The organism is Veillonella parvula (genome assembly GCF_032472435.1).
GTDB lineage: Bacteria > Bacillota > Negativicutes > Veillonellales > Veillonellaceae > Veillonella > Veillonella parvula_N.
The window spans coordinates 1-26,386 of sequence record NZ_JAWEGM010000005.1 but is presented as its reverse complement, the minus strand read 5'-3'; the positions used below and the strand labels follow the sequence as shown (position 1 = coordinate 26,386).

Below are 26,386 nucleotides of genomic sequence, written 5' to 3'. Positions count from 1 at the left end.
TTTGATATACAACAAGAGTTAAGAAAGTAGGTACTACTATGGGCGTGGTAAAAAGAACCTTAGGTCAAGCAATTCGTAATTGGGAAGCACGTAGATTAATGACGGCTCGTAATAAAATTAGCCGGAAAAAACAATTAGAACGAGTATGGCCTTATCCTATGACTAAGGAAAAACGTCGTGAACTCGGTCAAGGCATAGCCGGTTTAGTTAATAACAGCAATTAAAAGTTTGGAATCTACTAACTAGATTAGTTATCTAGTGGTAGTACCACCTCAATAGAATCTAATACAGTACAAGTAGCAGCTCCATGACTTATGTCTTGGAGCTCTTTTTGTATGCGCTCTACATCAGTAGGTGGTATTAGAATTGTAATGTCTACATATTCACCAAAGCTTGCTTCATAATGTAAATTTTCGTCCTGTAAATATCTTTCTACTGCTCCATACAGCGAATAGTCAATCTTTGCTTGTACTCGGGTTCGTGTTGTATGTAGTTCTTTAGGGGCAAGACGTAAGGTTTCCGCAACGGAGTGTGAATAGGCCCGAATCAAGCCACCAGCGCCCAATTTAATACCTCCAAAATAACGTGTTACGACGACGGCTACATTGGTAATGCCAGTCTTTTTGAGTACTTCTAGCATTGGTTTACCTGCTGTACCTGATGGTTCTCCATTATCGGAAGATCGTTGTTGTTCTTGCTGTGGTCCTAATGCATAGGCTGTGCAGTTATGACGTGCATCCCAGAATTCTTTATTGATGCGGCTTATAAAGGTTTGGGCTTCCTCTTCAGTCTTGCAAGGATATACAGTTGTTATAAACCGTGATTTTTCAACAACATATTCATGGCGAAATTCTTTTGCTAGAGAAATAAATTCCACCGTAGGGCTTACTGATTCAGACATATATTCACCTCCTTTGGAATCAAAGCTTATGTTTATTCATCATCACTTTATTATAATCTATTTATGAAGGCTATGTATAGGTAAAAGCGGTTAATTCCCTTATAAAAAAGAAATAACCCTCTATATTTGGTAGGATATTGACGTAATGAGAATTTATGTTATCATTAAATATAGATATATGAGTAGTTAGTCATGTAATATGTTCATATATTGAAGTTTTAGAATATATTGAAACATTCTTAGTGAACGTGTTTATTGCTATTTTATTTACAATAGGATATATAGCTTTTTATAGATAGATGTTTAGACGTATATTTAAGTACATAAATACAAAATATAGTACGAATTTGTAATAATATAGTAAGTTGTAAGATAAGATATATCTACAGAGTAGAAAGGCCTGTGAATATGAGCGTAAAAAAACAAGAATTTGATATTACAGGTATGCACTGTGCAGCCTGTGTAAAACGCGTTGAAAACGTTGTTTCTAAAGTCGAGGGCGTAGAATCTGTTAAGGTCAACCTCTTAACTCGAAAGGGGAGCGTTGAATATAAAGATGGCGCTACTATAGATTCACAACAGATTATTGATGCCATTACGAATATTGGTTTTGGTGCTACAGAAGCAGACGAAACAAAGCAAGAAATAGAAAAGGTTAACTTAAAACCTCATATTATACGACTTATTATTGCCGCCTGTATGGCAGTACCGATGATGATTAATATGACCTTACATCGATTTGGTATTCAGGCATTGCCTGTATGGGTAGAGTTTGTTCTTGCTACTATTGCTCAGTTCGGTCCTGGTCTTATGTTCTATAAGAGCGCCTGGAGTGCAGTGAAAAATGGGGCGCTTACGATGGATGTACTCGTAGTAATGGGCACGACGGTAGCTTATCTATTCAGTATCTATAACTGGCAATTTCACCCTGAATTAGGCCCTCATGGAATATATTTTGAAACCTCTGCGTGGCTCATTACTTTTATCCTTCTTGGTAAACTTTTAGAAGAGATTGCAAAAGGGCGTACCTCCGAAGCACTTCAAAAATTGATTGCCTTACAACCTGCAACGGCTCATGTGTTGCGTGATGGAGAATTTATTGATATCCCTACATCTAAGGTGGTAGCCGGTGATATTTTACAAGTTCGTGCAGGTGAAAAAATCCCTGTTGATGGCACGATTACTGAGGGATATTCCACAGTAGATGAGGCTATGCTGACCGGTGAAAGCTTACCGGTAGAAAAACAAGTTGGTTCTGAAGTTATTGGTGCTACTATAAACCTAAGTGGTGCTTTTACCATGGAAGCCAAGCGTATCGGTTCCGATACGATGTTGTCTCAAATTATCAAGGTTGTAGAAGAGGCACAAACCTCCAAGGCTAGTATTCAACGTATTGCAGATATCGTGGCTCAATATTTTGTACCGACCGTTATTGGCCTTGCTGTTTTGACAGGTCTTGTGTGGTACTTCATTATGGGAGATTCTATTAACGTTGCTCTCATTAATGCAACAGCGGTACTGGTTATCGCATGTCCTTGTGCGCTTGGCCTTGCTACACCAACATCTATCATGGTTGGGTCTGGCCTTGGTGCGGAACACGGTGTGCTCATCAAGAGTGCAGAATATCTTGAAAAAGCGGGTAAACTCGATGCCATTGTTATGGATAAAACCGGTACCCTTACACAGGGTGTATTGGATGTGACGGCTTTTAAAAATTATAATGGTGATGAAAGTACTAATATGTCTATTATGATGGCTCTTGAAAGTGGTACATCTCATCCGATTGCAAAGGCCATGGTTTACTATGGTGAAGATCATGGCTATAAAGGTAAAGCTGTTGAACTTGAAAGTTTTGCTGATGTACCAGGTAAAGGGTTACAAGGTGCATACCAAGGCGTATCCGTACAACTTGGGCACAGTCGTTGGATGAATGAACTAGGTTATGATTTAACAGCGGTTCAAGAAGATATTTTACAATTTGAAGAACAAGGTGCTTCCGTATCTGTTCTAGCTGTAGATGGCGTTGTTAGTGCTTTGTGGGCTGTAGAAGACGAATTACGTCCAGAAACTATCGAGGTTGTAAAAGAGTTACATGCTCAAGGTATTGATGTATGGATGCTTACTGGTGATAATCGTCGAACTGCTCAATATATTGCTAAACAAGCGGGTATTTCTCATGTTATAGCTGAAGTATTGCCTCAAGACAAGGCTAGCAAGGTAAAAGAATTGCAAGATAAAGGTCTTGTAGTGGGGATGGTTGGTGACGGCATCAATGATGCTCCGGCTCTTGTTACGGCAGATATTGGTTTTGCCATCGGTAGTGGTACAGATATTGCGGTAGAAGCAGCCGACATCGTCCTCGTACGTAATGATTTGCATACACTAGTACAAGCTGTACGTCTCAGCCGTAAGACAATGACCAATATTAAACAAAACCTATTTTGGGCATTGATCTTTAACTGTATTGGCATTCCTTTGGCCGCTATTGGTGCGTTAAATCCTATGATTGCTGGTACAGCGATGGCATTTAGCTCTGTTACAGTTGTAAGTAATTCACTTCGTTTGAAACGAGCTAAAATTTAAGATTATACATATAATTGAATACTATAAAGCACCTATACAGAGGTATAGGTGCTTTATTATATCTACAGACATATAGTTAAGTATATATTTATATCTTATATTGAGACGTGAAATGGATATTTAATTTCTACGATAATGGTGTTTTTAGACGGCTTATGATTTGTTATACTGAATATAGTAATTGATTTAAAAGAGAGGTTCATGATTATGAAATTAAGTACTCGAGACATTGTCTATATTGGTTTTATTGCCGCGTTATGTGCAGTGGCTACTACAATTCGCATTGAAATACCAGGTGGCGCTATGGTTCATTTAGGATCGGCTGCACTCTTTACAACATCTATACTTTTTGGTGGATTATATGGAGGCTTGGGTGCGGCAATTGGATCTGCACTATTTGATCTCTTTGGTGGTCATACACAGTACATCGTATTCTCTTTCTTTATTAAAGGAATTGCAGGACTTATCGTAGGTGGTATGACTGCAGGCTATCTGCCACCCTCTATTACAAAACCAACTGCATCCTTTGGTCGTATTTTAGTAGCCCTTATTATTGGTGCTGTTTGGACAGCTTTAGGCTACTTCCTTGCGTGGTGGTTCGTTCTTGAAAGTGCGGTCGTGGCGGCTAGTAAAATTCAATACTCTTTGATTACAAGTGCCGCAGGGATTGTGGTTGCTATTGTATTAACCCCTAAATTACAAACGATAGTGCGCAGATTGTTTACTAAAAATTAATTGCTACAATGTCTTAGCATGTTTTAGTTAGGCACTGCTAAAAAAGCTATAATAATCTGATACATTGATAAATAAACTATCATATCGATAAATACAAAAGCCTTTAGTTGCTAAATTAGTTTAGCGTCTAAAGGCTTTTTGGTTAGGTTATTATTTTATAATTAGTGATTGTATTAGCTATTAAACTATTAGAAATTACAAAGGTCGTTTAAGTTTTCTGCCATTGTAGGGTGTGTGAAGATTTGATTTTTGAAATATGTATATGGAATGTTATTATCCATAGCCATTTTAATTAAGTTGATCAATTCTTCTGCGCCTTGAGAATAGAGTGTAGCGCCTAGGATTAAGTCGTTATCCGCATCCACAACAATTTTAAAGGCGCCTTTTAAATAGTCGTTTACATGTGCTCTAGGCATGGTAGCTACGAGCATTTCTTTCGTTTTAACCGTATATCCTTGGTTGATTGCATCTTCTTCTGTAAGACCTACACGAGAAAGTGGAGGTGTTAAGAAGGTAGTATAAGGAATATTTTTACGATCTTTTAAGGTATACTGGCTGTTACCAGTAAGTGTGCCAAATACGATACGGAAGTCATCAAGAGATACATATGTGAATTGAGGACCACCGTTTACATCACCGACTGCGTATACACCAGGGACGGAGCTTTCACAAGTATCATTAACTACAATAGCACCGCGTTCGTTAGTAGCGATGTCCGTATGTTCTAAACCGATATTAGCTGTATTGGCTTTGCGACCTGTAGCGTATAGAACAGCATCAAAAGTGTAGTTTTGATTATTAGCGGTGATAACTGGTTTGTCTCCATCATTGGATACAGATTCTAATGTTACATTATTAAGAATGGTAATGCCTTGTTCAGTTAAGTACTCAGTAGCTAGCTCTTGAACGATAGGTTCTTCGCGTTTTAAGATGCTAGATTCGATGTTGAATACAGTTACCTTAGCACCAAGTTTTGCATATAGACTTGCAAATTCAAGACCGATAGGACCAGCGCCGATAACACCTAATGTACTAGGTTGAGTAGGTAATTGTTGAATTTCTGTACTATTATAGAAACCTGTAGCCGTATCAATGCCAGAAATATTAGGTTTAATCGCTACAGCACCGGTGTTTATAACGATAGTGTCAGCAGATAATATAATCTTATCCTCGCCAGCGGTAACGGCGATTTCTTTATTGCTAATAAATGCACCATGCCCAGTATAGACATCGACATGTTCATTTGTATCTAACATACCGAAGTTTTTATTGCGTAAGCGAGATGTAACAACTTCACGTTGGTTTAATACTTGATCGTATGATAAGCCTTTTGATGCGGCAATGATCATCGTCTTAGTAGGGATACATGCGATATTAATACATGTACCACCGTACATTAGAGGATTTTCTTCAATCATGGCTACAGATTTGCCCATAGAGCCAAATTTTGCGGCTAAGGTTTTACCAGCTTTGCCGAAACCTAAGACGATAATGTCATATTGTTTGGTATTCATACAATACCTCCTATCTTTTATATTGAAAATATTAGATATTGATATTATAGCATATTATTATAGATATAAAAGTAGAAATTAGAATTAATTATCATTGATTATGAATTAAATTTGTCTAGAATGATTATGTTAAGGTAGTCAATTAGTTTATTGGTTTTTTGTTAAAGGGGATGAGATAGCTTGTATATCTGTGATTATATCAATAAATTAAGTGTGTTAAGTATTTCTACTTGACACATTTCTTTATGTACGGTAGTATATGTAAAGTAATATGACTTGACAGTGATGGAGGTGGCGAAATGGAAGAACGAGTGCTCATAAGTTTGCTCTTAGATTTCTATGGGCCATTGTTGACGGACAAGCAACGCATGTCCTTACAACTTCACCACGAAGATGATATGTCCCTTGGCGAGATTGCTGAGGAATTAGGCGTATCACGACAGGCTGTACACGATAATTTACAGCGTGCTCGACACATTTTAAATGATTACGAATCAAAATTGCACTTGGTGGCACAATATGAACAACGGGGAGGCTTGCTTTCACAGTTGAAAGCAACATTGCCTAAAGAGGTATTGGCCGAAACTAAGGTGCAACAAGTATTGGCGCAAATGGAGGGATATTATGGCATTTGATAGCTTGTCAGAAAAACTGCAAGAAGCCTTTCAATCCTTAAAGAGGAAGGGCAAAATTACTGAAGATGATGTCAATCTTGCGTTGCGTCAGGTACGTACGGCTCTATTAGAAGCAGACGTTAACTTTATGGTAGCGAAGGACTTTGTTAAGTCCATTAAGGAAAAGGCCCTCGGTGAAGAGGTGTTCGGTTCCTTGAACCCTGCTCAAACGGTTATTAAAATCGTAAATGATGAATTAACAGCTCTCTTAGGTGGTACGCAAAGTCGTATCATGATTTCCAGCAAGCCTCCAACTATTATCATGCTCGTTGGTTTGCAAGGTGCTGGTAAAACTACAACTGCTGGTAAACTAGCTGTATACCTACGTAAACAAGGTAAGCGTCCGATGCTCGTAGCTGCCGACGTATATCGCCCAGCTGCGATTACTCAGTTGCAAGTAGTAGGTAAGCAAATTGATATTCCTGTATTTGCGGATGAAACACCTGATGCCAATCCAGTAGATATTGCGCGTCGCGCCGTAGAGCAAAGCACACATATGCTGAAAGATGTTGTTATCATCGATACAGCAGGTCGTTTGGCAATTGATGAAGTCCTCATGGATGAGTTGTCCAACATCAAAGCTGCTGTTAGACCTCATGAAATTCTACTAGTTGTAGATTCCATGATCGGTCAAGATGCGGTAACTACAGCGCAAACATTTAATGAAAAATTAGGTGTTGACGGTGTTATCCTTACTAAACTCGATGGTGATGCGCGCGGTGGTGCCGCATTGTCTATCAAAGCCGTAACAGGCTTGCCAATCAAGTTCACTGGTGTGAGCGAAAAAATGGATGGTTTTGATGTATTCTATCCAGACCGCATGGCTTCTCGTATCCTAGATTTGGGCGACTTTAAAACATTGATTGAAAATGTTCAAGGTGCCATCGATGAAGAAGAAGCTCGTGAAATGGCTAAGAAAATGGCGAAAAATAATTTCACCTTGGATGACTTCTTAAAACAGATGAACCAGGTGAGAAAGTTAGGGCCATTACAAAATATTATTGGCATGTTGCCAGGCATGGGGCAAGTTAAGGATCAATTAAAAGACCTTGATTTGAATAGTAAAGAGGTGCGTCGTATTGAGGCTATCATTACATCCATGACGGCGGCAGAGCGAGAAAATCCAAGTATTCTTAATGGTTCTCGTCGCAAGCGTATTGCATTAGGTTCTGGTACACAGGTTCAAGATGTAAATCGCTTGTTGAAACAATTTGAAGAAGCGCGAAAGATGATGAAGCGCATGCAAGGTTTACGTGGCGGTAAGGGCGGCTTCCCTGGAATGCCTAAATTACCGTTTATGTAATACATGGACAGGGGCGCTGAACTTGTCCATTTACATCAGTATAAGGAGGTGAATTTCATAATGTTAAAAATTCGTTTGACTCGTTTAGGTGCTAAAAAAGCTCCTTTCTACCGTATCGTAGTTGCTGACGCACGTGCTCCACGTGAAGGTCGTCCTGTTGACACAATTGGTCAATATGATGCTACTAAACAACCAGCTATCGTTAATGTAGACGAAGAAAAAGCTTTGGCTTGGTTAGCTAAAGGTGCTCAGCCTACTGACACTGTTCGCTCCTTGTTCAAAAAACAAGGCGTTATGCAAAAATTTGCAGACGCTAAAAAGTAATTAATAGAGAGGCATACTGTGATGATAGAATTAATTTCATTAATTGCGAAATCATTAGTGAAGCAGCCTGATGCCGTTTCTGTTACCATGGTCCAAAAGGGGAATGTGGAAGTTTATGAACTTCATGTAGCCCCAGAGGATATGGGTAAAGTCATCGGAAAGCAAGGTAGAATTGCTAAAGCGATTCGCTCTGTGGTGAAAGCGGCGGCTATTAAAGAGAACAAAAAGATATCTGTTGATATTGTTTAAAAGGGAGTATTCCAATGGAAGAAATGACATTACGTGTCCCTGTAGCAGTAAAAGCAAAAGTAACAGATGACTTGAAAGCGAAAATTGTTTCCGATCTTGAAACTCGTCTTGATATGGTGAATAAAGATTTGGAAGCAATTGAGTTCCAAGCTCAACGTATTTTGGCTGATGCAGCTAAAGTTGATGCTACAAGTCTCACTGCTATTCGTCAACAAATCGACGAAGAAAAAAATAAACGCTTGGCTTTCAAAGAAGAAGTAACAGCTAAATTGAAGGATGCTAAGGAGTTGTCTTTAGGAACTGAAATTCCTCAAGGTACATTAGAGCAAACAGTTACCGTTAAAATCGGGGATAATTTGGATGCCTTGATGGGCGCTGAAATCTTATTAGAAGACGGTAAGATCGTTGCGTTTCGTCAATAATGAAGCATAACGATTTCATCACAATAGGTGTTATCATCGCCCCGCACGGCGTGCGGGGTGATCTTCGTATTATGCCTCAAACCGATTTTCCAGAACGGTTTATGCATATGGATGCCTGTTACATCGATGGTAAAGAATACCACGTTGCATCCGCACGATTTCACAAACAATTTGTATTAGCATCCTTTAAGGAAATTCCTGATCGTAATACGGCTGAATTATTGAGTAAGAAAGAAATTCAAGTGCGCCGTGAAGATTTAGTGGAATTGCCAGAAGGTCGCTATTATATCTTTGATATCATTGGCCTTGAGGTACAAGATACTATGGGTAATGTGCTTGGCACAGTTACTGATGTATTACAACCAGGTGCTAATGATGTCTATGTGGTCTCTAAAGATGGGGAACCAGATCAATTATTTGCAGCCATTGAAGAGGTCGTTAAAGACATCGATGTGGAAAATAAATTGATGATCGTAGATCCGCCTGAATGGATATAATCCTTTGGGCGGTTTTGTTTTATCTACATATAGGTATATTATCGTAAAAGGTATATAATATAGCTATATATAGATAATACTAATGAGTTAATGTGAGTTAATAAGTACAGGGGACGGTTTATGCGTATTGATATTGTATCTTTATTTCCAGAGTTTTTTGATGCGTTTTTTAATCATTCCATCATAAAACGAGCTATCGAGGCAAAACGTCTATCTGTAGGTGTAACGAATCCTCGAGATTTTAGCCATAATAAGCATGGTCAAGTAGACGACACACCATATGGTGGCGGGGCTGGTATGCTCATGATGGCACCTCCTATTTTTGAAGCCGTAGAATCCGTTATTGCTCAATATGATAGTGATATTAATGATACTTATACCACAGATGAGATGTGTGATGAAATGAGTCTTATTGGTAATCCTAATGAAAGTATACGACGTCGTATTATCTTTATGGGACCTACAGGACAGCCTTTTACACAGGAGAAGGCTCGTGAATTGGCTAGCTATGATCAAGTGGTCCTTATTTGTGGTCACTATGAAGGTGTAGATTATCGCGTAGAGAAACATCTTGTAGATGAAACGATTTCCATTGGTGATTATGTATTGACTGGTGGTGAGTTGCCAGCCATGGTAGTTACTGATGCAGTGGCTCGCATGATACATGGTGTATTAGGTGCGGCCAGTGGGGCACAAGAGGACTCTTTTTATGAGTCTCTTTTGGAGTGCCCGCAATATACAAAGCCTCCAGAATTTAGAGGGTGGGCTGTTCCAGATGTATTGCGCAGTGGTCATCATAAAAATATTGCCGCATGGCGTCAAAGGGAGGCTTTAAAACGAACACGATTATTGCGTCCAGACTTATTAGAACGTCCATTATCAAAAGAAGAAGTTAATCTATTAAAAGAGATTGTTGAAGAAGAGTCTAAAAGATATAAAGGTGAAGGATGAGACTATTCACGAACGAATAGGTTAACTTAAAGCTAATTTCATTAAATCCCGTTTTGGAGCGGAAATAGTGCAAGATAGTGTATTTTTGCCTATTTGAGCGAGGTTATTTATGGAGTTTAATTGTTATGATGTCCTAGAGGTTCAGGGCAGTCGATATGTAATTACTGAAAAAATTAAATATATGGAAATCATTCCAAAAGCGGATCAGGAACAGTCCTATAAAGCTAAGCCGTCTATGCAAAAGTCTCCAGGTGATTATTGGCATGAATATGGTCTTGAGGCTGTAGAGGGAACAGATAAAATATGGGTCACTATTGAATATAGTGATAATGAGTGGTGTACTGTATCTAGAACATCCTATCGCAAACGGGCCCCAAAGGGCTTTACGTTACATCAAATCGGCTTAGAAAAGGTTGTAGCAGTTGATGGTGATAGTGGCGCCTCTGTGGGTGATCGGGCAGGTTATAAGGAATATCAATTGCCTTGTGAAGGCGGAGCTAGCGTATACTTTGAAGAAAATTGGTTCAAAGGCGAGAAAATGTTTGCCGAAGGGGCGCGTGTGCCTTTGATGAACATTCGTCTCTGTAATGATGCAGAAGCTAATGCTATTAGTAAAAAGAAACGTAATCAACGTCTGAAAAAACACCTAGAAAGCGTTGCTAGTGCTATTGGTTGCGGTGCATTATTTTTAATGTGCCTTATTAGTTGGGATGGTGATATTTCTTGGCATGACGTACGTGGTACATTTGGACTTCCATACACCGCAAAAGAACATATGCATGATGCATCCGTATATTATACGAAGACGGATTCAGATACTGAGTATGTATATACTTCTAGTTTAGATCCTGTGAGTACAGCCTTAGATTTAATCGAATCTTTAGACGGAAACATTAGGAATGAAGGTGATGATCTACAAGAGGGTCGTGAAGTCATTGTATTCTATGATGCTAAGTCTGCCTATATTATTTCTAACGTAGATGGGCAAACTCGTGTTAAGGTGTGCGAACCAAGCAAGTTGACAACAGAGGAACTAGATCTCATTAATGGCACTATGCGAAAGTCCCATGTGCTTGATTCCTATGCCTATATGGTACGTCAACGAGATAGTGGGGGACGCGACAAATTCTTTAATACATATAACCATGATGTGGCTAGTCCATCCAATCGTTAACTATGAAAATAAAGAGACAATCTTAGGAGGTTTTATCATGATTTATATTCCTGATGTATTATTGACGATTTTTTATGCTTGTTTTGGGATTTTCCTAATGTTAACAGCCAATACTGTTATCGATTTCTTTGTACCTGGCAAATTTAGTGAAGAAATTAAACGTGGTAACTGTGCTGTAGCCTGGCTGTCAGCAGGTTCATTTATTGGTATTGGTGAGATTTTGCGTGCTGTTATCATGTCTCCTGTAGTGGCTACAGCTGATACTTCATTATTACATGGTGTAGTGGCGAGTATTATATATGCCATTCTTGGTATTGTATTATTCGTAACTGGCTATATGTTTATTAATTTATGGCATCGGAAATATAATTTATCTGAAGAGATTATGCGTGGTAATACAGCAGCGGGTGTCCTCGTCTTTGGCATCTTTGTAGGCCTTGCTCTCGTTGTTAGTGGCGCTGTGCACTAAGGGAGTGTCCTATGTATAAGCCAAGTAAGAAAACTGTATACATAACGGGAGCCTTTGTCGCTGTGGCGGGCATCGTTGGTGTGTCTTCATACTGGAATGACATCGCTTATGCTGTATGTGATAAAATCTATCCCGAAGCAAATGAAGGGGAGGCCCGATTGAAGGATAATCAAGGTAATCGCTATTCTTTATTAAACCATGGAGATGGTAAAGAAACAGCTTTATATGATGACAATCGATCTGTTACCTTTCACCGTGATACTAGTGGAAATTTAGTATGGGATGCGGGACTAGCGGGACTTTTACCAAGTATTGCTGCAGGGTATTATGCATTTCATGGATTTAGTGCTCCTCAAGCTCGAATGGATGCCAAAACTATGACCTATCGCGTGGCGGCACCGTTAAAACCGTATGAGGAACCGTATGTATATACAGCAACAGGTTCGAATGTACATAGTTCTGTGGGGCGAAGAACCTATGTAGACTATGAAAAGCGTAGAAGTAGTAAAGCATCCTCCATAGGTCAAAAATCTGGTTTTGGTAGTGCTGGTGTACGTTCTAGCAGTTCATAATGGAGGGTGATACTATGAAATCGTATATAGATGAACTTGATACGAATATATTGCCTTTTGTAGAGTATGAGGGCTATGCTGATCGATACCCAGCTCTTTCTGCACAGCTTTTTTCAGCTGAGTTTTATGATGAAATACGACATGCATCGCGTATGTTATATCAAATATTTTGCAAAGCTGCTAAGGTTTTTCAGCAGGCTCCTGATGAGTTTGCTCTCAATATGGATATGCCGGAAAATTTGATTCCCTTTTTACATCGTGGAAATCCGTTAGGATTGCCTACGTGGTTATCTCGGTTTGATTTTGTTCTCGATAACAAAGGGCGATTGCGTATGGTAGAAATCAATGCGGATACACCTTGTTTTCTAATTGAAAGCTATTATGCCAATGGAGTAGCCGCTCGCTTTTTTGATAAAGTCAATCCTAATGCAGAAGCTTGTTATGAATTAGATACTTTTTTACGTCGTATCTATCGAGTGACGTTTTGTAAAAAACATAGTGCATCTTATAAAAATCATAAGATGATAACTGATAATGAAACTGAGCCCTTTGTATTTTCTTGTTTTCATGACTATTTAGAAGATTTTGGCACTACACAGTTTCTTAAGAATCGTATGAAATCAGCCTGTCCTGAAGCAGATGTACGATTTTTATCCTTTTATGATATGGTTATCGATGATGAAGGGATTCTATTACCTGACGGTAATCATGCGATGAATCTGTACCGGTTACATCCGATGGAGCTCTTAGTTGATGAAACTACATCTGATGGAGAGCCTTTAGGCGAAATGTTTTTAGAGCTATATAACGAAGGCAAATTTAACTTATTTAATCCGCCAGAAGCGATTATATTACAGAATAAATCATTCATGTCATTAGTGTATGCTTTATACTTAACAAATCAATTTTTTACAGCACCTGAACGTGATATTATTGAGCGTTATTTGACACCATCTTACTTTGAATCCGACTTCTTTGAGCTGGATGATGGTCGTTATATACAAAAAGAAATTTGGGGTCGTGAAGGACGAAATATTCAGGTTGTTCAAAAGTGTGGAGATCAAGCTGAACTATACATGGAAAAATTTGTAGATAACTATGATGATATAGTTTGTCGGGACAGTAAAAAAGTTATGTATCAAGATTTTATATATCAGAAATGTTTTACCCATACTGTTGACAGTGGTACGAAAGAGGGGTATTTAACATTATCTTGCTTTATGCTAGGAGACCAAGCGTCTGCGGTAGGTTGTCGTTTTTCTCCTGATGAAATTGCAGGTACAGAAGCTTATTTTGTGCCTCTTTTAGTAGAATGATTTTATGTTGTTGTCTTAATTTTAGTTTACGTATCTTAATCTGAAAAACTATTAGTCTTATATAAGGCTTATCTTATCAGATAAGTATCATTTGGGGGAGATTTCAGGCTTTGGCTAATTTATATATTGGACTTGTTCATTATCCTATTATGAATAAACATAAAGAGGTCATTACGACGGCTATTACAAATTATGATATACATGATATTGCACGAGCATCTATTACCTATGATGTGTCTAAATATTTTGTCATTCATAATATTCCAGCTCAACGTGAGTTGGTAAGTACGATTATGGAACATTGGAAATCTGGGTTTGGTTCTACTTATAATCCTGATCGTAAGGATGCTTTCATAGGTGTGGAATTGGTAAATTCAATTGCGGTAGCGGTGCGAACAATTGAAGATATAGAAGGAACGAGACCGATTGTAGCTACAACAGATGCTCGCACCTATGATAATACGATTTCCTATGCACGGATGCGTGAACATCTTGAAAATGAGGGGCGCCCTGTGTTAGTATTATTTGGTACCGGTTATGGTATGACAAAAGAAACGATGGAAAGCTTTGACTATATTTTAGAACCTATATATGGCCATGGTGAATACAATCATTTATCCGTGCGTAGTGCCGTATCAATCATCTTAGATCGGCTGCGGGGCGAAGCATGGTGGAATAAATAGGAGGCGTCTATGTCAGGACATTCTAAATGGGCAAATATTAAACATAAAAAAGGTAAAACCGATGCATTAAAAGCTAAATTGGCTACAAAAATCGGTCGTGAAATTACTGTTGCAGCACGCATGGGTGGTGCAGATCCAACTGGTAATATGCGTTTGAAATTGGCTTTGCAAAAAGCTCGTGAAAATAATATCCCTAAGGATAACATTCAACGTGCTATCGACAAAGGTATCGGTGCTACGGACATGAATGCATATGAAGAAATCGTATACGAAGGTTATGGTCCTGCCGGTGTTGCCGTTACTGTTGAGGTGATGACCGATAATCGTAATCGTGCTGCTGCAGACGTGCGCCATGCATTCTCTAAACAAGGTGGTAACCTTGGTGAAAGTGGCTGTGTAGGCTGGATGTTCAAATCTAAAGGCGTATTTGTTATCGATAAAGAAGGTCATGATGAAGATGAGGTAACTATGCTAGCTCTTGAAGCTGGAGCAGAAGACCTTAAGTCTGAAGATGATGTATTTGAAATTTATACAACACCAGAGGATTTTGATGCGGTAGAAGCAGCGCTTGCTGATGCGGGTATCGAAACTGTAGTAGCTAAAATCACGATGATTCCAGATACAACGATTGAGTTGACTGGTGATGATGCTGTGAAAATGCAGAAAATGCTTGACGTATTGGATGATCTTGATGATGTACAAAACGTATATCATAATGGTATTTTGCCGGACGATGAAGAAGAATAATAATAAACGGGGCACTCTATGGGGTGCTCCTTTTCTATTGAAATTAAACTCGGATATTTATTAAAGTTAAGAAAATTAATATGTCTCATATATAATTCATAGGGGAATTCATGAACTTCGATGTGAAATTATGCTATAATAAAATAGATTATGTAATGGAGGTAGGCGGTAGCTTATCTCATTTTTAAACTAAGGGGGTTGGGGTGCGCATTATAGGAATTGACCCAGGTACGGCTATATGCGGATACGGCATTATTGACGTGAAGGGTAGCAAACTAACACCAGTAGCCTATGGGGCTATTACAACTCCTAAGGAATTAACTGATTCACAGCGACTGGAAATTCTATTTAATGATCTTAGTGATTTATTGGAGGAATATAGGCCTGATAAGTTCGGTGTGGAGGAATTATTTTTTAACCGCAATGTAACAACAGCCATTAAGGTAGGGCAAGCACGTGGTGTTATTTTATTGGCTGCTGAACAACAACGGATTCCTATTTATGAATATACACCATTACAAATTAAACAAGCTGTCACAGGTTATGGTAAAGCTGATAAGAATCAGGTCATTTATATGACGATGAATATTTTGGGGATTCGTGAGAAAATTAAGCCTGATGATACGGCAGATGCATTAGCTGTTGCTATCTGTACGGCTCATAGTTCTCACAATGATAGATTAAAGAGGTTGGTATAATGATAGGGTATGTGCGAGGTATCGTAACACATCTTTTTAAAGAATCGTGCTATGTTGATGTACATGGCGTAGGGTATCGCGTATATGTGCCGACCACTACGCGTCAACAGCTGACAGAGGGCCATGAGGCGACACTATTCACGTATCTTAATGTACGAGAAGATGCGATGCAACTTTATGGCTTTTGGACGGAAGAAGAATATGAGTTGTTTATACTCCTCATTTCTGTTTCTGGTATCGGGCCCAAGGTGGGGCTTGGCATCTTGTCAGGCATGACACCTGAGACTTTCAAATTAGCGATTATCAATGGACAGGTACAGCAATTAACTAAGTTACCTGGCATTGGTAAGAAGTCTGCGGAGCGACTTGTTTTAGAGTTAAAGGATAAAATCGCTAAGATGACACATATTTCTACGGAATCGTCTGCGACTATTCAGCCTGTTGGCGTTGCTGCAAACGGTGCTGTAGGAGAAGCCATTGAAGCCCTCGTATCCTTAGGATACTTGGAACGGGATGTAGCAGATATTGTAGAGTCTTTAGATGATGGTAAGCGTGATGTATCTGAGTTGATAAAAGTCAGCTTAATTGAGCTTGGGAAAGGACGATAAGGATGAATGAGGAAGTACGCCTTGTCGGCAATGGCGAGCACGAAGAGGATATATGGCAATATAGCCTTCGACCTAAGCTTTTTAATGAGTATGTAGGTCAAGAAGAGGCTAAAGGTAATCTAAATGTGTATATTCAAGCGGCAAAACAGCGTGGGGAAGCATTGGATCACGTGCTACTCTATGGGCCTCCAGGCCTTGGCAAGACAACATTAGCAGGGATTATTGCAAATGAATTGGGTGTTAATTTTCGTATAACTTCTGGTCCGGCTATTGAAAAGTCTGGTGACTTAGCTGCAATATTAACAAATTTGGACGACCATGATGTATTATTTATCGATGAAATTCATCGCTTGTCTCGTAGTGTAGAGGAAGTGTTGTACTCTGCTATGGAAGACTATGCTATTGATATTATCATCGGTAAGGGTCCAAGTGCTCGAACTGTGCGCATTGACTTGCCAAAATTTACTTTGGTAGGCGCCACGACTCGAGCGGGTGCTTTGGCAGCTCCATTACGGGACCGATTTGGTATTATTAATCGGTTGGAATATTATAAACAACCAGAGTTAGAGTTTATTGTGTCTCGCGCCGCAGAGATACTTAATATTGGTATTGTGCCAACTGGGGCAAGCGAAATTGCGCGTCGTTCACGAGGAACACCGCGTATCGCAAATCGTCTGCTTAAACGGGTACGCGACTTTGCACAAGTCATTGGTGATGGGGTTATCACTCAAGAAATTGCAGATGAAGCATTACAACGTTTATATGTAGATCAAATGGGACTTGATCGAATTGATCGACGTGTGTTGGAATGTATTATTGAAAAATATGATGGTGGTCCTGTAGGGATTGATACCATTGCGGCGGCCATCAGCGAAGAGAGAGATACCATCGAAGATGTGTATGAACCATATTTGATGCAATTAGGATTTTTAGGACGCACACCGCGTGGGAGGGTAGCTACTAAATTAGCCTATGAGCATTTAGGTATTTCACAGACAGGGAAATAACAATGAAAACAAAACGATTACAATTGATGATAATGGCCACTTTGTTTTTAGGTGTAAACATTGGCGGTGTTTCTATAGCACATGGAGCGACGCTGCAAAATAAAGGTACAGTGGTAACGAAAAAGCCAACGCCAAAATCAACAGTATCTAATACAACTGTATCGAAAGTAAATACGACGAAGAAATCTAGTTTTCGTCCACTTGCTACTAAACCAGCTGCAAAGCCGGTTACAATAACTAAAACGGTTTCTAAGTCAACTGTTGCATCTACGATGGCTAAACCTAGTGCAAAACCGGTTAGTGTAGCAAAGCCTGCTACATCTACAAAGCCGGTAACGCCGGCTAAACCAGTTAGTGCAACAAAATCAACTAGTACTGCGAAATCTAGTACTAATGTAACAGCTGCGAAATCAGCCACTACAGGTAAAGCTACAATGGCTACAAAACCTGCGGCTTCTAGTACTTCGAAGCCAACTGCTAAACCTGCAGTTACTGATGAAAAGCCTGTAGTACAAAAGAGAGCTACTGAAAAAACTGCTACTAAAAAGGTAGTAAAAACAACGGATGCGAATAGCATTCAAGCCAATACAGCAGTTATTACTCGCAACAAAGTGGGCTCCGTAGTGACGCCTGCTACAGAACGCAAAGAAAACATGCCAAATGTACGTGTTCTACTAGGTAGTCGTAGCTCTGATGCTACTGTTACATCTACAGCTAATATGGTTGTGTTGAACAGCGGTAATGGTCAAGTTAGCACAATCAGTGCTAATCGTGGTACATCTATTGGCGTTCGCGGCGGCAAGATTGCTGTAAATGGAAAGGCTATTGATAGTGTAGTTACATTGAAGCCTGCGAATAGTGATGCACCATTTTTGTTCGAAGGTAAAGGTTATCGTGGTGGGCTCACATTACGTGCCAATAATGGAACCATGATGATCATTAACTCTGTGCCTCTTGAGGATTACCTGTATGGTGTTGTTCCACAAGAGGTAGTACCGTCTTGGCCGGCTGCTGCATTAGAAGCGCAAGCCGTAGCAGCTCGCACCTATGCTCTTCATACGATGGAACAAAATAAAGGTAAATTTTATGATGTTAGCAATTCCACGGATCATCAAGTATATAGTGGTGTGAGTGGTGAATCTCAAGCTACCACAAATGCTGTAAATAAAACTAAAGGCATAGTTATGCTTTATGATCAACGTCCTATTAATGCCTTGTTCCATTCCGATGGTGGTGGCTATACAGAGGATAGTGTAAATGTTTGGGGCAGTGATGTGCCATACTTGAAAGGGGTAAAAGACTTTAGTACTGGTACATCTACATCGAATTGGACTGTTACTACCTCTCGTCAAGCTCTTGAAAGTAAACTTAATGCGGCAAGTAAAGGGGTAGGTAAATTGAAGAGCATTCAGTTGACCCCTCTTGGTAAGCCTGGACAACAAACATATGACCGCGGTGTATCAGGTCGTATAAAGAGTGCTACTTTCATAGGTACCTCTGGAAAAACTACTGTAGATGGTGATGCGCTGCGTAGCATTTTAGGTTTAAAATCTACACTGTTTGATTTCTATGTAAATCACAATCCTGCTAAAGGCACGGGTAAGGCTTATCATAGCTTTACTGGCAAGAATGATACTGTTTATATTAAAGGCCACGGTTGGGGTCATGGCCTTGGTATGTCTCAATGGGGCGCTGCGGAAATGGCAAAGCGCGCTAATCCTGGAGATACAAATTATTACCAAACTATTTTGCGTCACTACTATAGTGGCATTACATTGAAGAAAATGTACTAATAAGGATTACGATGAAAGTTACAGATTTTGATTATGAATTGCCAGAGGAACTGATTGCTCAGCATCCTGTAGAACCTCGTGATACAGCACGGCTTTTAACCTTAGATAAGGTAAGTGGTGAAGTTAAACATAAAGGACATTTTTATGATTTACTAGAAGAGCTTCATGAAGGAGATGTGCTTGTATTTAATAATACAAAGGTTATCCCTGCGAGATTATATGGACATCGTCAAGGTTCTGGTGGCAAGGTGGAGGTACTTCTACTCACACCATGTGGTGAAAATCGATGGGAATGCCTTGTTAAACCGGGAAAAAAATGTCCTATCGGGCAAGTTATAGAGTTTGATGACCGCCTAAGTGGAGTTATTATAGATAAAACAGATTTTGGAGGCCGTATCATTCAGTTCACATGCAACGGTGTGTTTGATGATGTGATTCAAGAAATTGGTGAAATGCCATTACCTCCATACATTCATGAAAAGTTAGAAGATAAAGACCGTTATCAAACGGTATATGCTAAGGAGAAAGGCTCTGCTGCAGCACCAACTGCAGGACTTCACTTTACACCTGACCTCTTAGAAAAGATTAAAGCTAAAGGTGTAGAGCTTGAGTTTGTAACCTTACATGTTGGACTTGGCACTTTTAGACCTGTATCGGCAGAGACTATTGAAGACCACGAAATGCATAGTGAGTTCTTTGTTGTACCTCAAGATACGGCGGATCGAATCAATGCAGCCAAACAAAAAGGGTCTCGTATCATTGCCGTAGGTACTACATCGGTGCGTACTCTTGAGTCTGCTACGAATGATGATGGTGTATTACAAGGTATGAGTGGTTGGACTCAAATTTTTATCTATCCTGGCTATAAATTTAAGATGATTGATGCGTTGGTAACGAATTTTCACTTGCCTCAATCTACATTGTTAATGTTGATTAGTGCACTAGCTGGTCGTGAACACTGTTTGGCGGCCTACGAAGAAGCTGTACGTGAACGTTATCGTTTCTTTAGCTTCGGCGATGCTATGTTTATACATTAGGAGGGACTATGCCGAGTATTATTTATGAATTACAAAAGACATGTCCTCATACGGGGGCACGGGCAGGTTTATTGCATACGCCACATGGTACCTTCCAAACACCGATGTTTATGCCTGTAGGCACGCAAGCGACAGTTAAAACTATGACACCAGAAGAACTAAAGGCTATGGGTTCTCAAGTTATTTTGAGTAATACCTATCATTTATTTCTTCGCCCAGGGCCGGAGCTTGTAGAAGAGGCTGGGGGCTTACATAAATTTATGAATTGGGATCAAGCGATTCTTACTGATAGTGGTGGATTCCAAGTATTTAGTTTAGGCGATATGCGCAAAATTACTGAGGATGGTGTTACATTTAGATCCCACATTGATGGATCAAAACAGTTTCTATCTCCTGAAGTGGCTACAAAGGTACAAGAACAATTAGGTTCTGATATTGCGATGGCTTTTGATGAATGTATTCCGTATCCCGCGGATCATGATTATGCGAAACGCTCTACGGCGCGTACAACACGTTGGGCGCATCGTTGCCAAGAGGCTCGTAAAGCTCATGACCGTCAAGGCATGTTTGGTATCGTTCAAGGTGGCATGTACAAAGACTTGCGCAAGCAAAGTGCGGAAGAACTTGTAGCTATGGATTTTGAAGGTTATAGCATCGGCGGTTTATCCGTTGGGGAACCTCATGATTTAATGAATGAAATCTTAGAATATACTACGCCATTATTGCCAACTAACAAGGCTCGTTATTTGATGGGCGTTGGCACCGCAGATTGTCTGGTAGAAGGTGTAGCACGTGGAGTTGATATGTTTGATTGTGTATATCCAACTCGTGTTGCTCGAAATGGGATGGCCATGACCTGGAATGGTCGTCTTAATATTCGAAATGCTCAATTTGCTCATGATTGGGGTCCTTTAGAAGAAGGTTGCCAATGTTATACATGTAAAAATTATTCCCGTGCATATATTCGTCACTTATATAAGGCAGAAGAGATTTTGGTATTACGCCTTGTAACGTATCATAATCTCTATTTCTTATTAGAGTTTATGCGTCAAATGAGACAAGCTATCTTAGAAGATCGGTTCCCACAATTTAGAATGCAATTTTGGGATAGCTTTAAAAAATAGTAATTAAGTCTAGTCAAATTTATATTAGGTGGCTATACTAGAAAAGAAATACATATTTATTAACCTAGGAGGATAACATGGGAGATATTCAACAAATCTTGCAAACTAGCTGGCCTATTTTGTTAATGGTAGTAATTTTTTACTTTCTATTGTGGCGTCCACAAAAGAAACAACAAAAAGAGCGTGCTAGCTTGTTAGGTAGTTTAAAAAAAGGCCAAAAAATCGTTACTATTGGTGGTATTTATGGCGAAATTGTTGAACTTGATGATGAAAAAGTCAAGGTACAGGTATCTGAAAAAGTTGAATTAACATTTGCTCGTACAGCAGTTGCTAATGTACTGTCTAAGAAAAACAAGGAAGAAAAATAATGAATACAAAGGAAGCAGTGCGCCAGGCGTGTAAGTCTCAGCGCGCTGCTTTATCCGTTGCTGATTGTAGGTCGTGGACGCCGATGTTGACGAATCAAATCGTTAATAGTCCTGAGTATATATCGGCAAAAAACATTATGGCCTATTTGGCGATGCCTAAAGAGGCCAATTTAGACGATGTGATTCGTCATACTTTAGAACATGGTAAATCTGTATACGTTCCAGTATGTACTGATAAGACGACTATGATTGCAGTTCGCCTTAAGTCTCTAGAATCTATCACTCGGGGTGTGTTAAATATACGTATTCCCGCTGAGCCATACGATATTATTGATCCGTGTGACTTGGATTTGATTTTAGTGCCTGGTGCTGGCTTTGACCGTCAAGGTGGTCGCATGGGAATGGGGAATGGGTATTATGATCGATTTCTCAAGGAACTTTCACCGAGTACATTTATGGGCGTATGTTGGACTATACAATTATGGGAGACACCAATCCCAATGGAAGCATTAGACCAACGAATGAGTAAAATTGTGACAGAGCAAGGCATTATACATTGTGTATAGCAGAAGGGAGCAACTATTTTGAACGGTAAAGCTATTATCAAGTTTTTAGTAGTCATTGCTGCCATCATTGGATTATTTGCGTATTTTATTCAACCATTAGCAGGCTCTTTGAAACAAGGCCTAGACTTGCAAGGTGGTACGCATATCGTATTGGAAGCAGAGGACTCTGCGACTGGTACAGCTGACAATGATGCAGTGGAACGGGCGAAGCAAATCTTAGAACGTCGTATTAATGAAATGGGTTTATCTGAACCATTGGTACAACGTGAAGGTGCTCGTCGTATTATCATTGAATTGCCAGGTGTAAAAGATCCTGACGAAGCAATTAAACGTATCGGTAAAACAGCGGTCTTGGAATTTAAAAACGACCAAGGTCAAACCGTTATGACTGGTGATGACTTAAAAGATGCTAAAGAAGAGTTAGGTCAAAATAAACAACCACTCGTTGCTATTGAATTAAGTGATGAAGGGGCTAAGAAGTTTGCTGATTTAACATCTAAAAATATTGGTCGTCGTATTGCCATTACATTGGATGGTAAAGAATTGACTAATCCTGTAGTACAACAAGCAATTACAGGTGGTAAAGCCACTATTTCTGGTAGTCAAAGTTTAGAAGAAGCTAAAGACTTAGCTATTTTATTACGTTCCGGTGCATTGCCTGTTAAAATTAATGTATTGGAAGTGCGTACAGTAGGTCCTTCTTTGGGGCAAGACTCCAAGGATAAATCTGTTGTAGCCTTCAGTGCTGGTATTGCAATGATCATGATTTTCTTGGTTATCTTATATCGTTTTTCTGGCATCGTAGCTAATATAGCATTACTTGTATATGTTATGCTCTTATTACTCGTGTTGGGCAAGGGCTTTAATGCGACTATGACATTGCCAGGTATTGCTGGTATTATCTTATCCATGGGTGTTGCGGTAGATGCAAATATTCTTATCTTTGAACGTTTTAAGGAAGAGGTATTTTCCGGCAAATCTATGCGTGTTGCTATGGAAGCAGGCTTTAGCCGTGCGTTAGCCACAATTACTGATGCAAACGTATCCGTTATCATTACAGCTGGTATCTTAACTATTTTAGGCTCTGGCCCTGTAAAAGGCTTCGCTATCAGCTTAGGCGTAGGTGTTGTGGTGAGTATGTTCACTGCGATTACTGTGAGTCATTTCCTATTGCGCTTATTAATCGATTGTAACTTTACAAACCATCCATTCTGGTTTGGTGCGAATATTTCTCCGAGCACAAGTGCTGACGCATTTGCACCTAAATCTTTGAAAGGAGGTAAACGCAAATGACATTAGACGTAATTAAACATCATCGTTGGTGGTTTGCTATTTCCTCCACACTTGTTATAATCAGCTTAATTTCCATATTTACTAAAGGGTTTAACTTTGGTATTGATTATACTGGTGGTACGATTGTTGAAGTTGTATTTGATCAACCTGTAGAGGTTAGTCAAGTTCGTGACGTTTTAAAAGAATATAATCTTGAAAATGCACAAATTCAGCTTTCCGGTGATACTACTGGTGATACAGCGGGCGAAGACGTAATGATTCGTACACGTAATCTCGAGTCTAGTGAAAGTGCCGCTGTTGTTGATTCTTTGACTAAATCTATTGGTAACAATACAGTTAAACGTATTGAAACTGTAGGAGCTGTAATTGGTTCTGAAGTTACAGAACATGCGTTATTGAATCTTGTTATAGCATTTACAGCATTAGCTCTATATATTTCTTATCGTTTTGAATATAAGGTTGCCATTTCTGCGTTAGTTGCCATTTTCCATGACTTGATTATGGTTCTTGGTGTTTTCTCTTATTTCCAACTAGAAATTGATGCATCCTTCTTAGCTGCCATTCTTACGGTTGTAGGTTACTCCATGAATGAATCTGTAGTTATCTTTGACCGTGTTCGTGAAAATACGCATACACATAAACGTTCTGATACATTTGCAGATTTGGCGAATGCGTCTATTACACAAAGTATTCACCGTAGTTTCTATACATTGGCTACCGTTATGTTTGCTTGTGTATCCCTTTATCTATTCGGTGGGGACACTACAAAGAACTTTGCCCTTTGCATGATCATCGGTTTTGCTAGTGGTGCGTACTCCTCTATCTGTGTAGCTACATCCTTGTGGGTTATGTGGAAGAGCCGTAATAAAAATGACGTACGTAATCAATAATAAGTTATAAATTATTATTATTGTGTTAATGATTAAAGTATAAGAACCTCTCTGGATTTATTTTTAGAGAGGTTCTTTTATTTTGCTATCTTTTATTATGTAAAATGGTATAGGTATTTTACAGATAACAGTCATTTTTAACTATATAAAATTTAAAAAGGCTTGTTCTTGAATTCTATAAGATAGAGGCGTAAAATGGCTAGGTGACACGATACAAAAGGAGATACAAATATGGATTCAAATAGATTATGGAGCCCTGCTTTTACTAATTATGGTATTAGTAGTGGTATTTTATATATGACTCAATATGTTCTCGTAGCGGCATTGCCAATCGTAATCACGTCTGAGCTGGCTGGCAGTGATCTTGATGCGGGTTTAGCGATGACATATTTTCAAATTGGTACAATTTTATGTAGGATTTTTGCAGGACGATTAATAGATGGTTTTAATAAGCGTATTGTTTTATTAATATCAACAGCCTTGTTTTTCATTATTATGGGATTATTTAATTTTACTACATCCTTAGAGGCTGTTTTCGTACTACGTGGGTTACATGGTGTTGTGTTTGCCCTTGGAACAACTGTAATGGCTACTCTAGCAGTATTAGTATTACCTCCTAGTCGAAAAGGTGAGGGAGTTAATATGTTTGCTATCTTTTCAAATATAGCAATGGTATTAGGACCTGCTATCGGCCTATATGCTTTATCGTCATACGGTAGTATGGCATTGTACATATTTTTAACGATTATGACTGGATTGGCTATGGTCTTAAGTAATATTATTCCCCTATCAAAGGAGTTAGCAGTACCTAAACAATCAAAATATAAAGGTTGGCATATTTCCCAGTTTATAGAAAATAAAAGTTTACCTTGGGCTTTAATGGGCTTATTTATTGGTTTTACTTATTCTGGTGTTTTAGTTTTTATACCCATAGAACTTAATAGCATGGGGGCAGGAATATGGGGAAGTGCTTTCTTTGCTATTTTTGCGTTGATGATTATTATTAGTCGACCTATAGTAGGAAAAATATATGCTCGATATGGTTCAAAAATTATTATCTATACAGGATTAGGATTATTTATACTAGGCTTATTTGTATTGGGATTAGCTATAACCCCATTAGCTATTCTATTCACCGCTCCGTTGTTGGGGTTAGGCTATGGTGCAGCACAACCTGCATTCCAAGCACTGGCTATACAATCAGCTCCTATTGAGCGTGCGGGTGTATCAACAGCAACATATTTTTTAGCATTAGATATAAGTGTTGGTGCTGGATCAGTTATGCTTGCAGTATTAGCTAGTGCGTGGGGCTATCAATATTTATATATGTTCACTGCATTGGTTATGGTGGTAGCACTTGCTTTGTATCATATATGGGTAAAAAGATATACTCCTTTAGAACTATAGTTGTTTAAGGTAAAATTGGGTAAATAAATATTTAACAAGTTAAAATGGCTTCTAATGAGATATTATGTATAGGATTCAATAAGAATAATGAAAAAAAGATGAAATTTTGGGGATAACAATTTTATATATTGACGTTTATTATATTTATGCTATACTTATACAAGTCATTAGGACACAGCTCAAATGATAAGTATGAAAAACTTCTTAGAAGTTAAAAAAAGCACTTGACGGAATGAGCTGGACTTGATAGAATAATCAAGTCGCCAGTTGATGAAACACTTCGAAGAAAGAGTGTGTAGACTGGTACAGATCTTTGAAAACTGAACAATGATAGGTAATCAATCATATGATTGAACATATGCCAGAGTGCGGGTTTTGACATAGTCAAAACCAACCATAATTCAAAGTTACTTCAATGTAACGACAACAAATAATGAGCTATTCAAATAGCTTCAAGATATCTTGGAGAGTTTGATCCTGG

Annotated in this window: 29 protein-coding genes; 27 read left to right on the top strand and 2 right to left on the bottom strand. The window is 39.0% G+C overall.

All coding sequences use genetic code 11. The features are described 5' to 3' along the window. The first annotated feature begins 38 nt into the window (after positions 1 to 38). Positions 39 to 224: a hypothetical protein gene (locus tag E7A03_RS07595; RefSeq protein ID WP_316073961.1), complete on the top strand. Its 186-nt coding sequence runs from the start codon at positions 39 to 41 to the stop codon at positions 222 to 224. 23 nt (positions 225 to 247) lie between these two features. Here E7A03_RS07595 and E7A03_RS07590 read toward each other — a convergent pair whose 3' ends face one another. Further along, complete coding sequence (locus E7A03_RS07590; RefSeq protein ID WP_316073960.1) at positions 248 to 901, bottom strand: YigZ family protein; 654 nt, start codon at positions 899 to 901, stop codon at positions 248 to 250. 408 nt (positions 902 to 1,309) lie between these two features. Here E7A03_RS07590 and E7A03_RS07585 point away from each other — a divergent pair, with 408 nt between their 5' ends. Next, a complete protein-coding gene (locus E7A03_RS07585; RefSeq protein WP_012864097.1) occupies positions 1,310 to 3,484 on the top strand; it encodes a heavy metal translocating P-type ATPase in 2,175 nt (724 codons plus the stop codon). Between the two features lie 207 nt (positions 3,485 to 3,691). Next, a complete protein-coding gene (locus E7A03_RS07580; protein WP_008715744.1) occupies positions 3,692 to 4,219 on the top strand; it encodes an ECF transporter S component in 528 nt (175 codons plus the stop codon). 188 nt (positions 4,220 to 4,407) lie between these two features. Here the strand turns inward: E7A03_RS07580 and E7A03_RS07575 are convergent, their stop codons facing one another. Continuing rightward, positions 4,408 to 5,733, bottom strand: coding sequence for an FAD-containing oxidoreductase (locus E7A03_RS07575; RefSeq protein ID WP_278452038.1), 1,326 nt, complete (start codon positions 5,731 to 5,733; stop codon positions 4,408 to 4,410). Positions 5,734 to 6,032: 299 nt separating this feature from the next. On the opposite strand from E7A03_RS07575, the gene ylxM reads away from it, so the two are divergent. The 24 genes from ylxM (at position 6,033) to E7A03_RS07455 (ending at position 25,905) form a co-directional block, all read left to right on the top strand. After that, positions 6,033 to 6,368, top strand: coding sequence for a YlxM family DNA-binding protein (ylxM, locus tag E7A03_RS07570; RefSeq protein WP_287507736.1), 336 nt, complete (start codon positions 6,033 to 6,035; stop codon positions 6,366 to 6,368). Beyond that, positions 6,358 to 7,710: a signal recognition particle protein gene (gene ffh / locus E7A03_RS07565; protein ID WP_287507734.1), complete on the top strand. Its 1,353-nt coding sequence runs from the start codon at positions 6,358 to 6,360 to the stop codon at positions 7,708 to 7,710. The genes ylxM and ffh overlap by 11 nt, the downstream gene beginning before the upstream one ends. A gap of 60 nt (positions 7,711 to 7,770) precedes the next feature. Continuing rightward, positions 7,771 to 8,034 (top strand): 30S ribosomal protein S16, encoded by a 264-nt coding sequence (gene rpsP, locus E7A03_RS07560; RefSeq protein ID WP_004695565.1) that lies wholly within the window; start codon positions 7,771 to 7,773, stop codon positions 8,032 to 8,034. A 21-nt stretch (positions 8,035 to 8,055) separates the two neighbouring features. After that, the gene (locus tag E7A03_RS07555) at positions 8,056 to 8,283 is read left to right on the top strand and encodes a KH domain-containing protein (protein ID WP_004695567.1); all 228 of its coding nucleotides are present in this window, start codon (positions 8,056 to 8,058) and stop codon (positions 8,281 to 8,283) included. 14 nt (positions 8,284 to 8,297) lie between these two features. Beyond that, positions 8,298 to 8,705, top strand: coding sequence for a YlqD family protein (locus E7A03_RS07550; protein ID WP_004695569.1), 408 nt, complete (start codon positions 8,298 to 8,300; stop codon positions 8,703 to 8,705). Beyond that, the gene (gene rimM / locus E7A03_RS07545) at positions 8,705 to 9,202 is read left to right on the top strand and encodes a ribosome maturation factor RimM (RefSeq protein ID WP_105087063.1); all 498 of its coding nucleotides are present in this window, start codon (positions 8,705 to 8,707) and stop codon (positions 9,200 to 9,202) included. The genes E7A03_RS07550 and rimM overlap by 1 nt, the downstream gene beginning before the upstream one ends. A 120-nt stretch (positions 9,203 to 9,322) precedes the next feature. After that, entirely contained in the window at positions 9,323 to 10,153 is an 831-nt protein-coding gene (gene trmD / locus E7A03_RS07540) for a tRNA (guanosine(37)-N1)-methyltransferase TrmD (RefSeq protein WP_316073958.1), read from the top strand. Between the two features lie 109 nt (positions 10,154 to 10,262). Continuing rightward, a complete protein-coding gene (locus E7A03_RS07535; protein WP_287531441.1) occupies positions 10,263 to 11,327 on the top strand; it encodes a hypothetical protein in 1,065 nt (354 codons plus the stop codon). Positions 11,328 to 11,364: 37 nt separating this feature from the next. Continuing rightward, positions 11,365 to 11,796 carry a DUF350 domain-containing protein gene (locus tag E7A03_RS07530; protein WP_287531442.1) on the top strand — a complete coding sequence of 144 codons (432 nt, stop codon included), beginning with the start codon at positions 11,365 to 11,367 and terminating at the stop codon, positions 11,794 to 11,796. An 11-nt stretch (positions 11,797 to 11,807) separates the two neighbouring features. After that, positions 11,808 to 12,368 (top strand): hypothetical protein, encoded by a 561-nt coding sequence (locus tag E7A03_RS07525; protein ID WP_316073957.1) that lies wholly within the window; start codon positions 11,808 to 11,810, stop codon positions 12,366 to 12,368. A gap of 14 nt (positions 12,369 to 12,382) precedes the next feature. Beyond that, positions 12,383 to 13,684 carry a glutathionylspermidine synthase family protein gene (locus tag E7A03_RS07520; RefSeq protein ID WP_316073956.1) on the top strand — a complete coding sequence of 434 codons (1,302 nt, stop codon included), beginning with the start codon at positions 12,383 to 12,385 and terminating at the stop codon, positions 13,682 to 13,684. Positions 13,685 to 13,794: 110 nt separating this feature from the next. After that, a complete protein-coding gene (locus E7A03_RS07515; protein ID WP_316073954.1) occupies positions 13,795 to 14,367 on the top strand; it encodes an RNA methyltransferase in 573 nt (190 codons plus the stop codon). A gap of 9 nt (positions 14,368 to 14,376) precedes the next feature. Next, positions 14,377 to 15,114, top strand: coding sequence for a YebC/PmpR family DNA-binding transcriptional regulator (locus E7A03_RS07510; RefSeq protein ID WP_004695585.1), 738 nt, complete (start codon positions 14,377 to 14,379; stop codon positions 15,112 to 15,114). 203 nt (positions 15,115 to 15,317) lie between these two features. After that, a complete protein-coding gene (gene ruvC, locus E7A03_RS07505) occupies positions 15,318 to 15,812 on the top strand; it encodes a crossover junction endodeoxyribonuclease RuvC (protein ID WP_004695586.1) in 495 nt (164 codons plus the stop codon). Beyond that, positions 15,812 to 16,420, top strand: coding sequence for a Holliday junction branch migration protein RuvA (gene ruvA / locus E7A03_RS07500; RefSeq protein ID WP_060919889.1), 609 nt, complete (start codon positions 15,812 to 15,814; stop codon positions 16,418 to 16,420). The genes ruvC and ruvA overlap by 1 nt, the downstream gene beginning before the upstream one ends. 2 nt (positions 16,421 to 16,422) lie before the next feature. Continuing rightward, complete coding sequence (gene ruvB / locus E7A03_RS07495) at positions 16,423 to 17,427, top strand: Holliday junction branch migration DNA helicase RuvB (protein WP_316073953.1); 1,005 nt, start codon at positions 16,423 to 16,425, stop codon at positions 17,425 to 17,427. Positions 17,428 to 17,429: 2 nt separating this feature from the next. Then, positions 17,430 to 19,220 (top strand): SpoIID/LytB domain-containing protein, encoded by a 1,791-nt coding sequence (locus E7A03_RS07490; protein ID WP_120055761.1) that lies wholly within the window; start codon positions 17,430 to 17,432, stop codon positions 19,218 to 19,220. Between the two features lie 11 nt (positions 19,221 to 19,231). After that, on the top strand, positions 19,232 to 20,257 hold the full coding sequence (gene queA, locus E7A03_RS07485) for a tRNA preQ1(34) S-adenosylmethionine ribosyltransferase-isomerase QueA (protein ID WP_060919887.1): 1,026 nt from the start codon (positions 19,232 to 19,234) through the stop codon (positions 20,255 to 20,257). Positions 20,258 to 20,265: 8 nt separating this feature from the next. After that, on the top strand, positions 20,266 to 21,381 hold the full coding sequence (gene tgt, locus E7A03_RS07480; RefSeq protein WP_287509013.1) for a tRNA guanosine(34) transglycosylase Tgt: 1,116 nt from the start codon (positions 20,266 to 20,268) through the stop codon (positions 21,379 to 21,381). A 77-nt stretch (positions 21,382 to 21,458) separates the two neighbouring features. After that, positions 21,459 to 21,749, top strand: coding sequence for a preprotein translocase subunit YajC (gene yajC, locus E7A03_RS07475; protein WP_004695596.1), 291 nt, complete (start codon positions 21,459 to 21,461; stop codon positions 21,747 to 21,749). Continuing rightward, positions 21,749 to 22,315: a 5-formyltetrahydrofolate cyclo-ligase gene (locus E7A03_RS07470; protein WP_316073952.1), complete on the top strand. Its 567-nt coding sequence runs from the start codon at positions 21,749 to 21,751 to the stop codon at positions 22,313 to 22,315. Before yajC ends, E7A03_RS07470 begins: the two co-directional genes overlap by 1 nt. Positions 22,316 to 22,333: 18 nt before the next feature. Then, positions 22,334 to 23,608, top strand: coding sequence for a protein translocase subunit SecD (gene secD / locus E7A03_RS07465; protein WP_004695600.1), 1,275 nt, complete (start codon positions 22,334 to 22,336; stop codon positions 23,606 to 23,608). Next, complete coding sequence (secF, locus tag E7A03_RS07460; RefSeq protein ID WP_119563296.1) at positions 23,605 to 24,498, top strand: protein translocase subunit SecF; 894 nt, start codon at positions 23,605 to 23,607, stop codon at positions 24,496 to 24,498. Before secD ends, secF begins: the two co-directional genes overlap by 4 nt. Before the next feature lie 231 nt (positions 24,499 to 24,729). Then, positions 24,730 to 25,905 carry an MFS transporter gene (locus tag E7A03_RS07455; protein WP_119563295.1) on the top strand — a complete coding sequence of 392 codons (1,176 nt, stop codon included), beginning with the start codon at positions 24,730 to 24,732 and terminating at the stop codon, positions 25,903 to 25,905. Positions 25,906 to 26,386 lie beyond the last annotated feature (481 nt).

Coding starts and splice junctions, on each gene's coding strand:
- E7A03_RS07535 (WP_287531441.1), top strand. CDS start 10,263: ATGGAGTTTAATTGTTATGATGTCCTAGAGGTTCAGGGCAGTCGATAT.
- E7A03_RS07585 (WP_012864097.1), top strand. CDS start 1,310: ATGAGCGTAAAAAAACAAGAATTTGATATTACAGGTATGCACTGTGCA.
- E7A03_RS07510 (WP_004695585.1), top strand. CDS start 14,377: ATGTCAGGACATTCTAAATGGGCAAATATTAAACATAAAAAAGGTAAA.
- rpsP (WP_004695565.1), top strand. CDS start 7,771: ATGTTAAAAATTCGTTTGACTCGTTTAGGTGCTAAAAAAGCTCCTTTC.
- E7A03_RS07455 (WP_119563295.1), top strand. CDS start 24,730: ATGGATTCAAATAGATTATGGAGCCCTGCTTTTACTAATTATGGTATT.
- ffh (WP_287507734.1), top strand. CDS start 6,358: ATGGCATTTGATAGCTTGTCAGAAAAACTGCAAGAAGCCTTTCAATCC.
- E7A03_RS07490 (WP_120055761.1), top strand. CDS start 17,430: ATGAAAACAAAACGATTACAATTGATGATAATGGCCACTTTGTTTTTA.
- E7A03_RS07580 (WP_008715744.1), top strand. CDS start 3,692: ATGAAATTAAGTACTCGAGACATTGTCTATATTGGTTTTATTGCCGCG.
- E7A03_RS07470 (WP_316073952.1), top strand. CDS start 21,749: ATGAATACAAAGGAAGCAGTGCGCCAGGCGTGTAAGTCTCAGCGCGCT.
- queA (WP_060919887.1), top strand. CDS start 19,232: ATGAAAGTTACAGATTTTGATTATGAATTGCCAGAGGAACTGATTGCT.
- ruvA (WP_060919889.1), top strand. CDS start 15,812: ATGATAGGGTATGTGCGAGGTATCGTAACACATCTTTTTAAAGAATCG.
- trmD (WP_316073958.1), top strand. CDS start 9,323: ATGCGTATTGATATTGTATCTTTATTTCCAGAGTTTTTTGATGCGTTT.
- E7A03_RS07530 (WP_287531442.1), top strand. CDS start 11,365: ATGATTTATATTCCTGATGTATTATTGACGATTTTTTATGCTTGTTTT.
- E7A03_RS07525 (WP_316073957.1), top strand. CDS start 11,808: ATGTATAAGCCAAGTAAGAAAACTGTATACATAACGGGAGCCTTTGTC.
- ruvB (WP_316073953.1), top strand. CDS start 16,423: ATGAATGAGGAAGTACGCCTTGTCGGCAATGGCGAGCACGAAGAGGAT.
- yajC (WP_004695596.1), top strand. CDS start 21,459: ATGGGAGATATTCAACAAATCTTGCAAACTAGCTGGCCTATTTTGTTA.
- tgt (WP_287509013.1), top strand. CDS start 20,266: ATGCCGAGTATTATTTATGAATTACAAAAGACATGTCCTCATACGGGG.
- E7A03_RS07555 (WP_004695567.1), top strand. CDS start 8,056: ATGATAGAATTAATTTCATTAATTGCGAAATCATTAGTGAAGCAGCCT.
- E7A03_RS07590 (WP_316073960.1), bottom strand. CDS start 901: ATGTCTGAATCAGTAAGCCCTACGGTGGAATTTATTTCTCTAGCAAAA.
- E7A03_RS07595 (WP_316073961.1), top strand. CDS start 39: ATGGGCGTGGTAAAAAGAACCTTAGGTCAAGCAATTCGTAATTGGGAA.
- secF (WP_119563296.1), top strand. CDS start 23,605: ATGACATTAGACGTAATTAAACATCATCGTTGGTGGTTTGCTATTTCC.
- rimM (WP_105087063.1), top strand. CDS start 8,705: ATGAAGCATAACGATTTCATCACAATAGGTGTTATCATCGCCCCGCAC.
- E7A03_RS07550 (WP_004695569.1), top strand. CDS start 8,298: ATGGAAGAAATGACATTACGTGTCCCTGTAGCAGTAAAAGCAAAAGTA.
- E7A03_RS07520 (WP_316073956.1), top strand. CDS start 12,383: ATGAAATCGTATATAGATGAACTTGATACGAATATATTGCCTTTTGTA.
- ylxM (WP_287507736.1), top strand. CDS start 6,033: ATGGAAGAACGAGTGCTCATAAGTTTGCTCTTAGATTTCTATGGGCCA.
- E7A03_RS07575 (WP_278452038.1), bottom strand. CDS start 5,733: ATGAATACCAAACAATATGACATTATCGTCTTAGGTTTCGGCAAAGCT.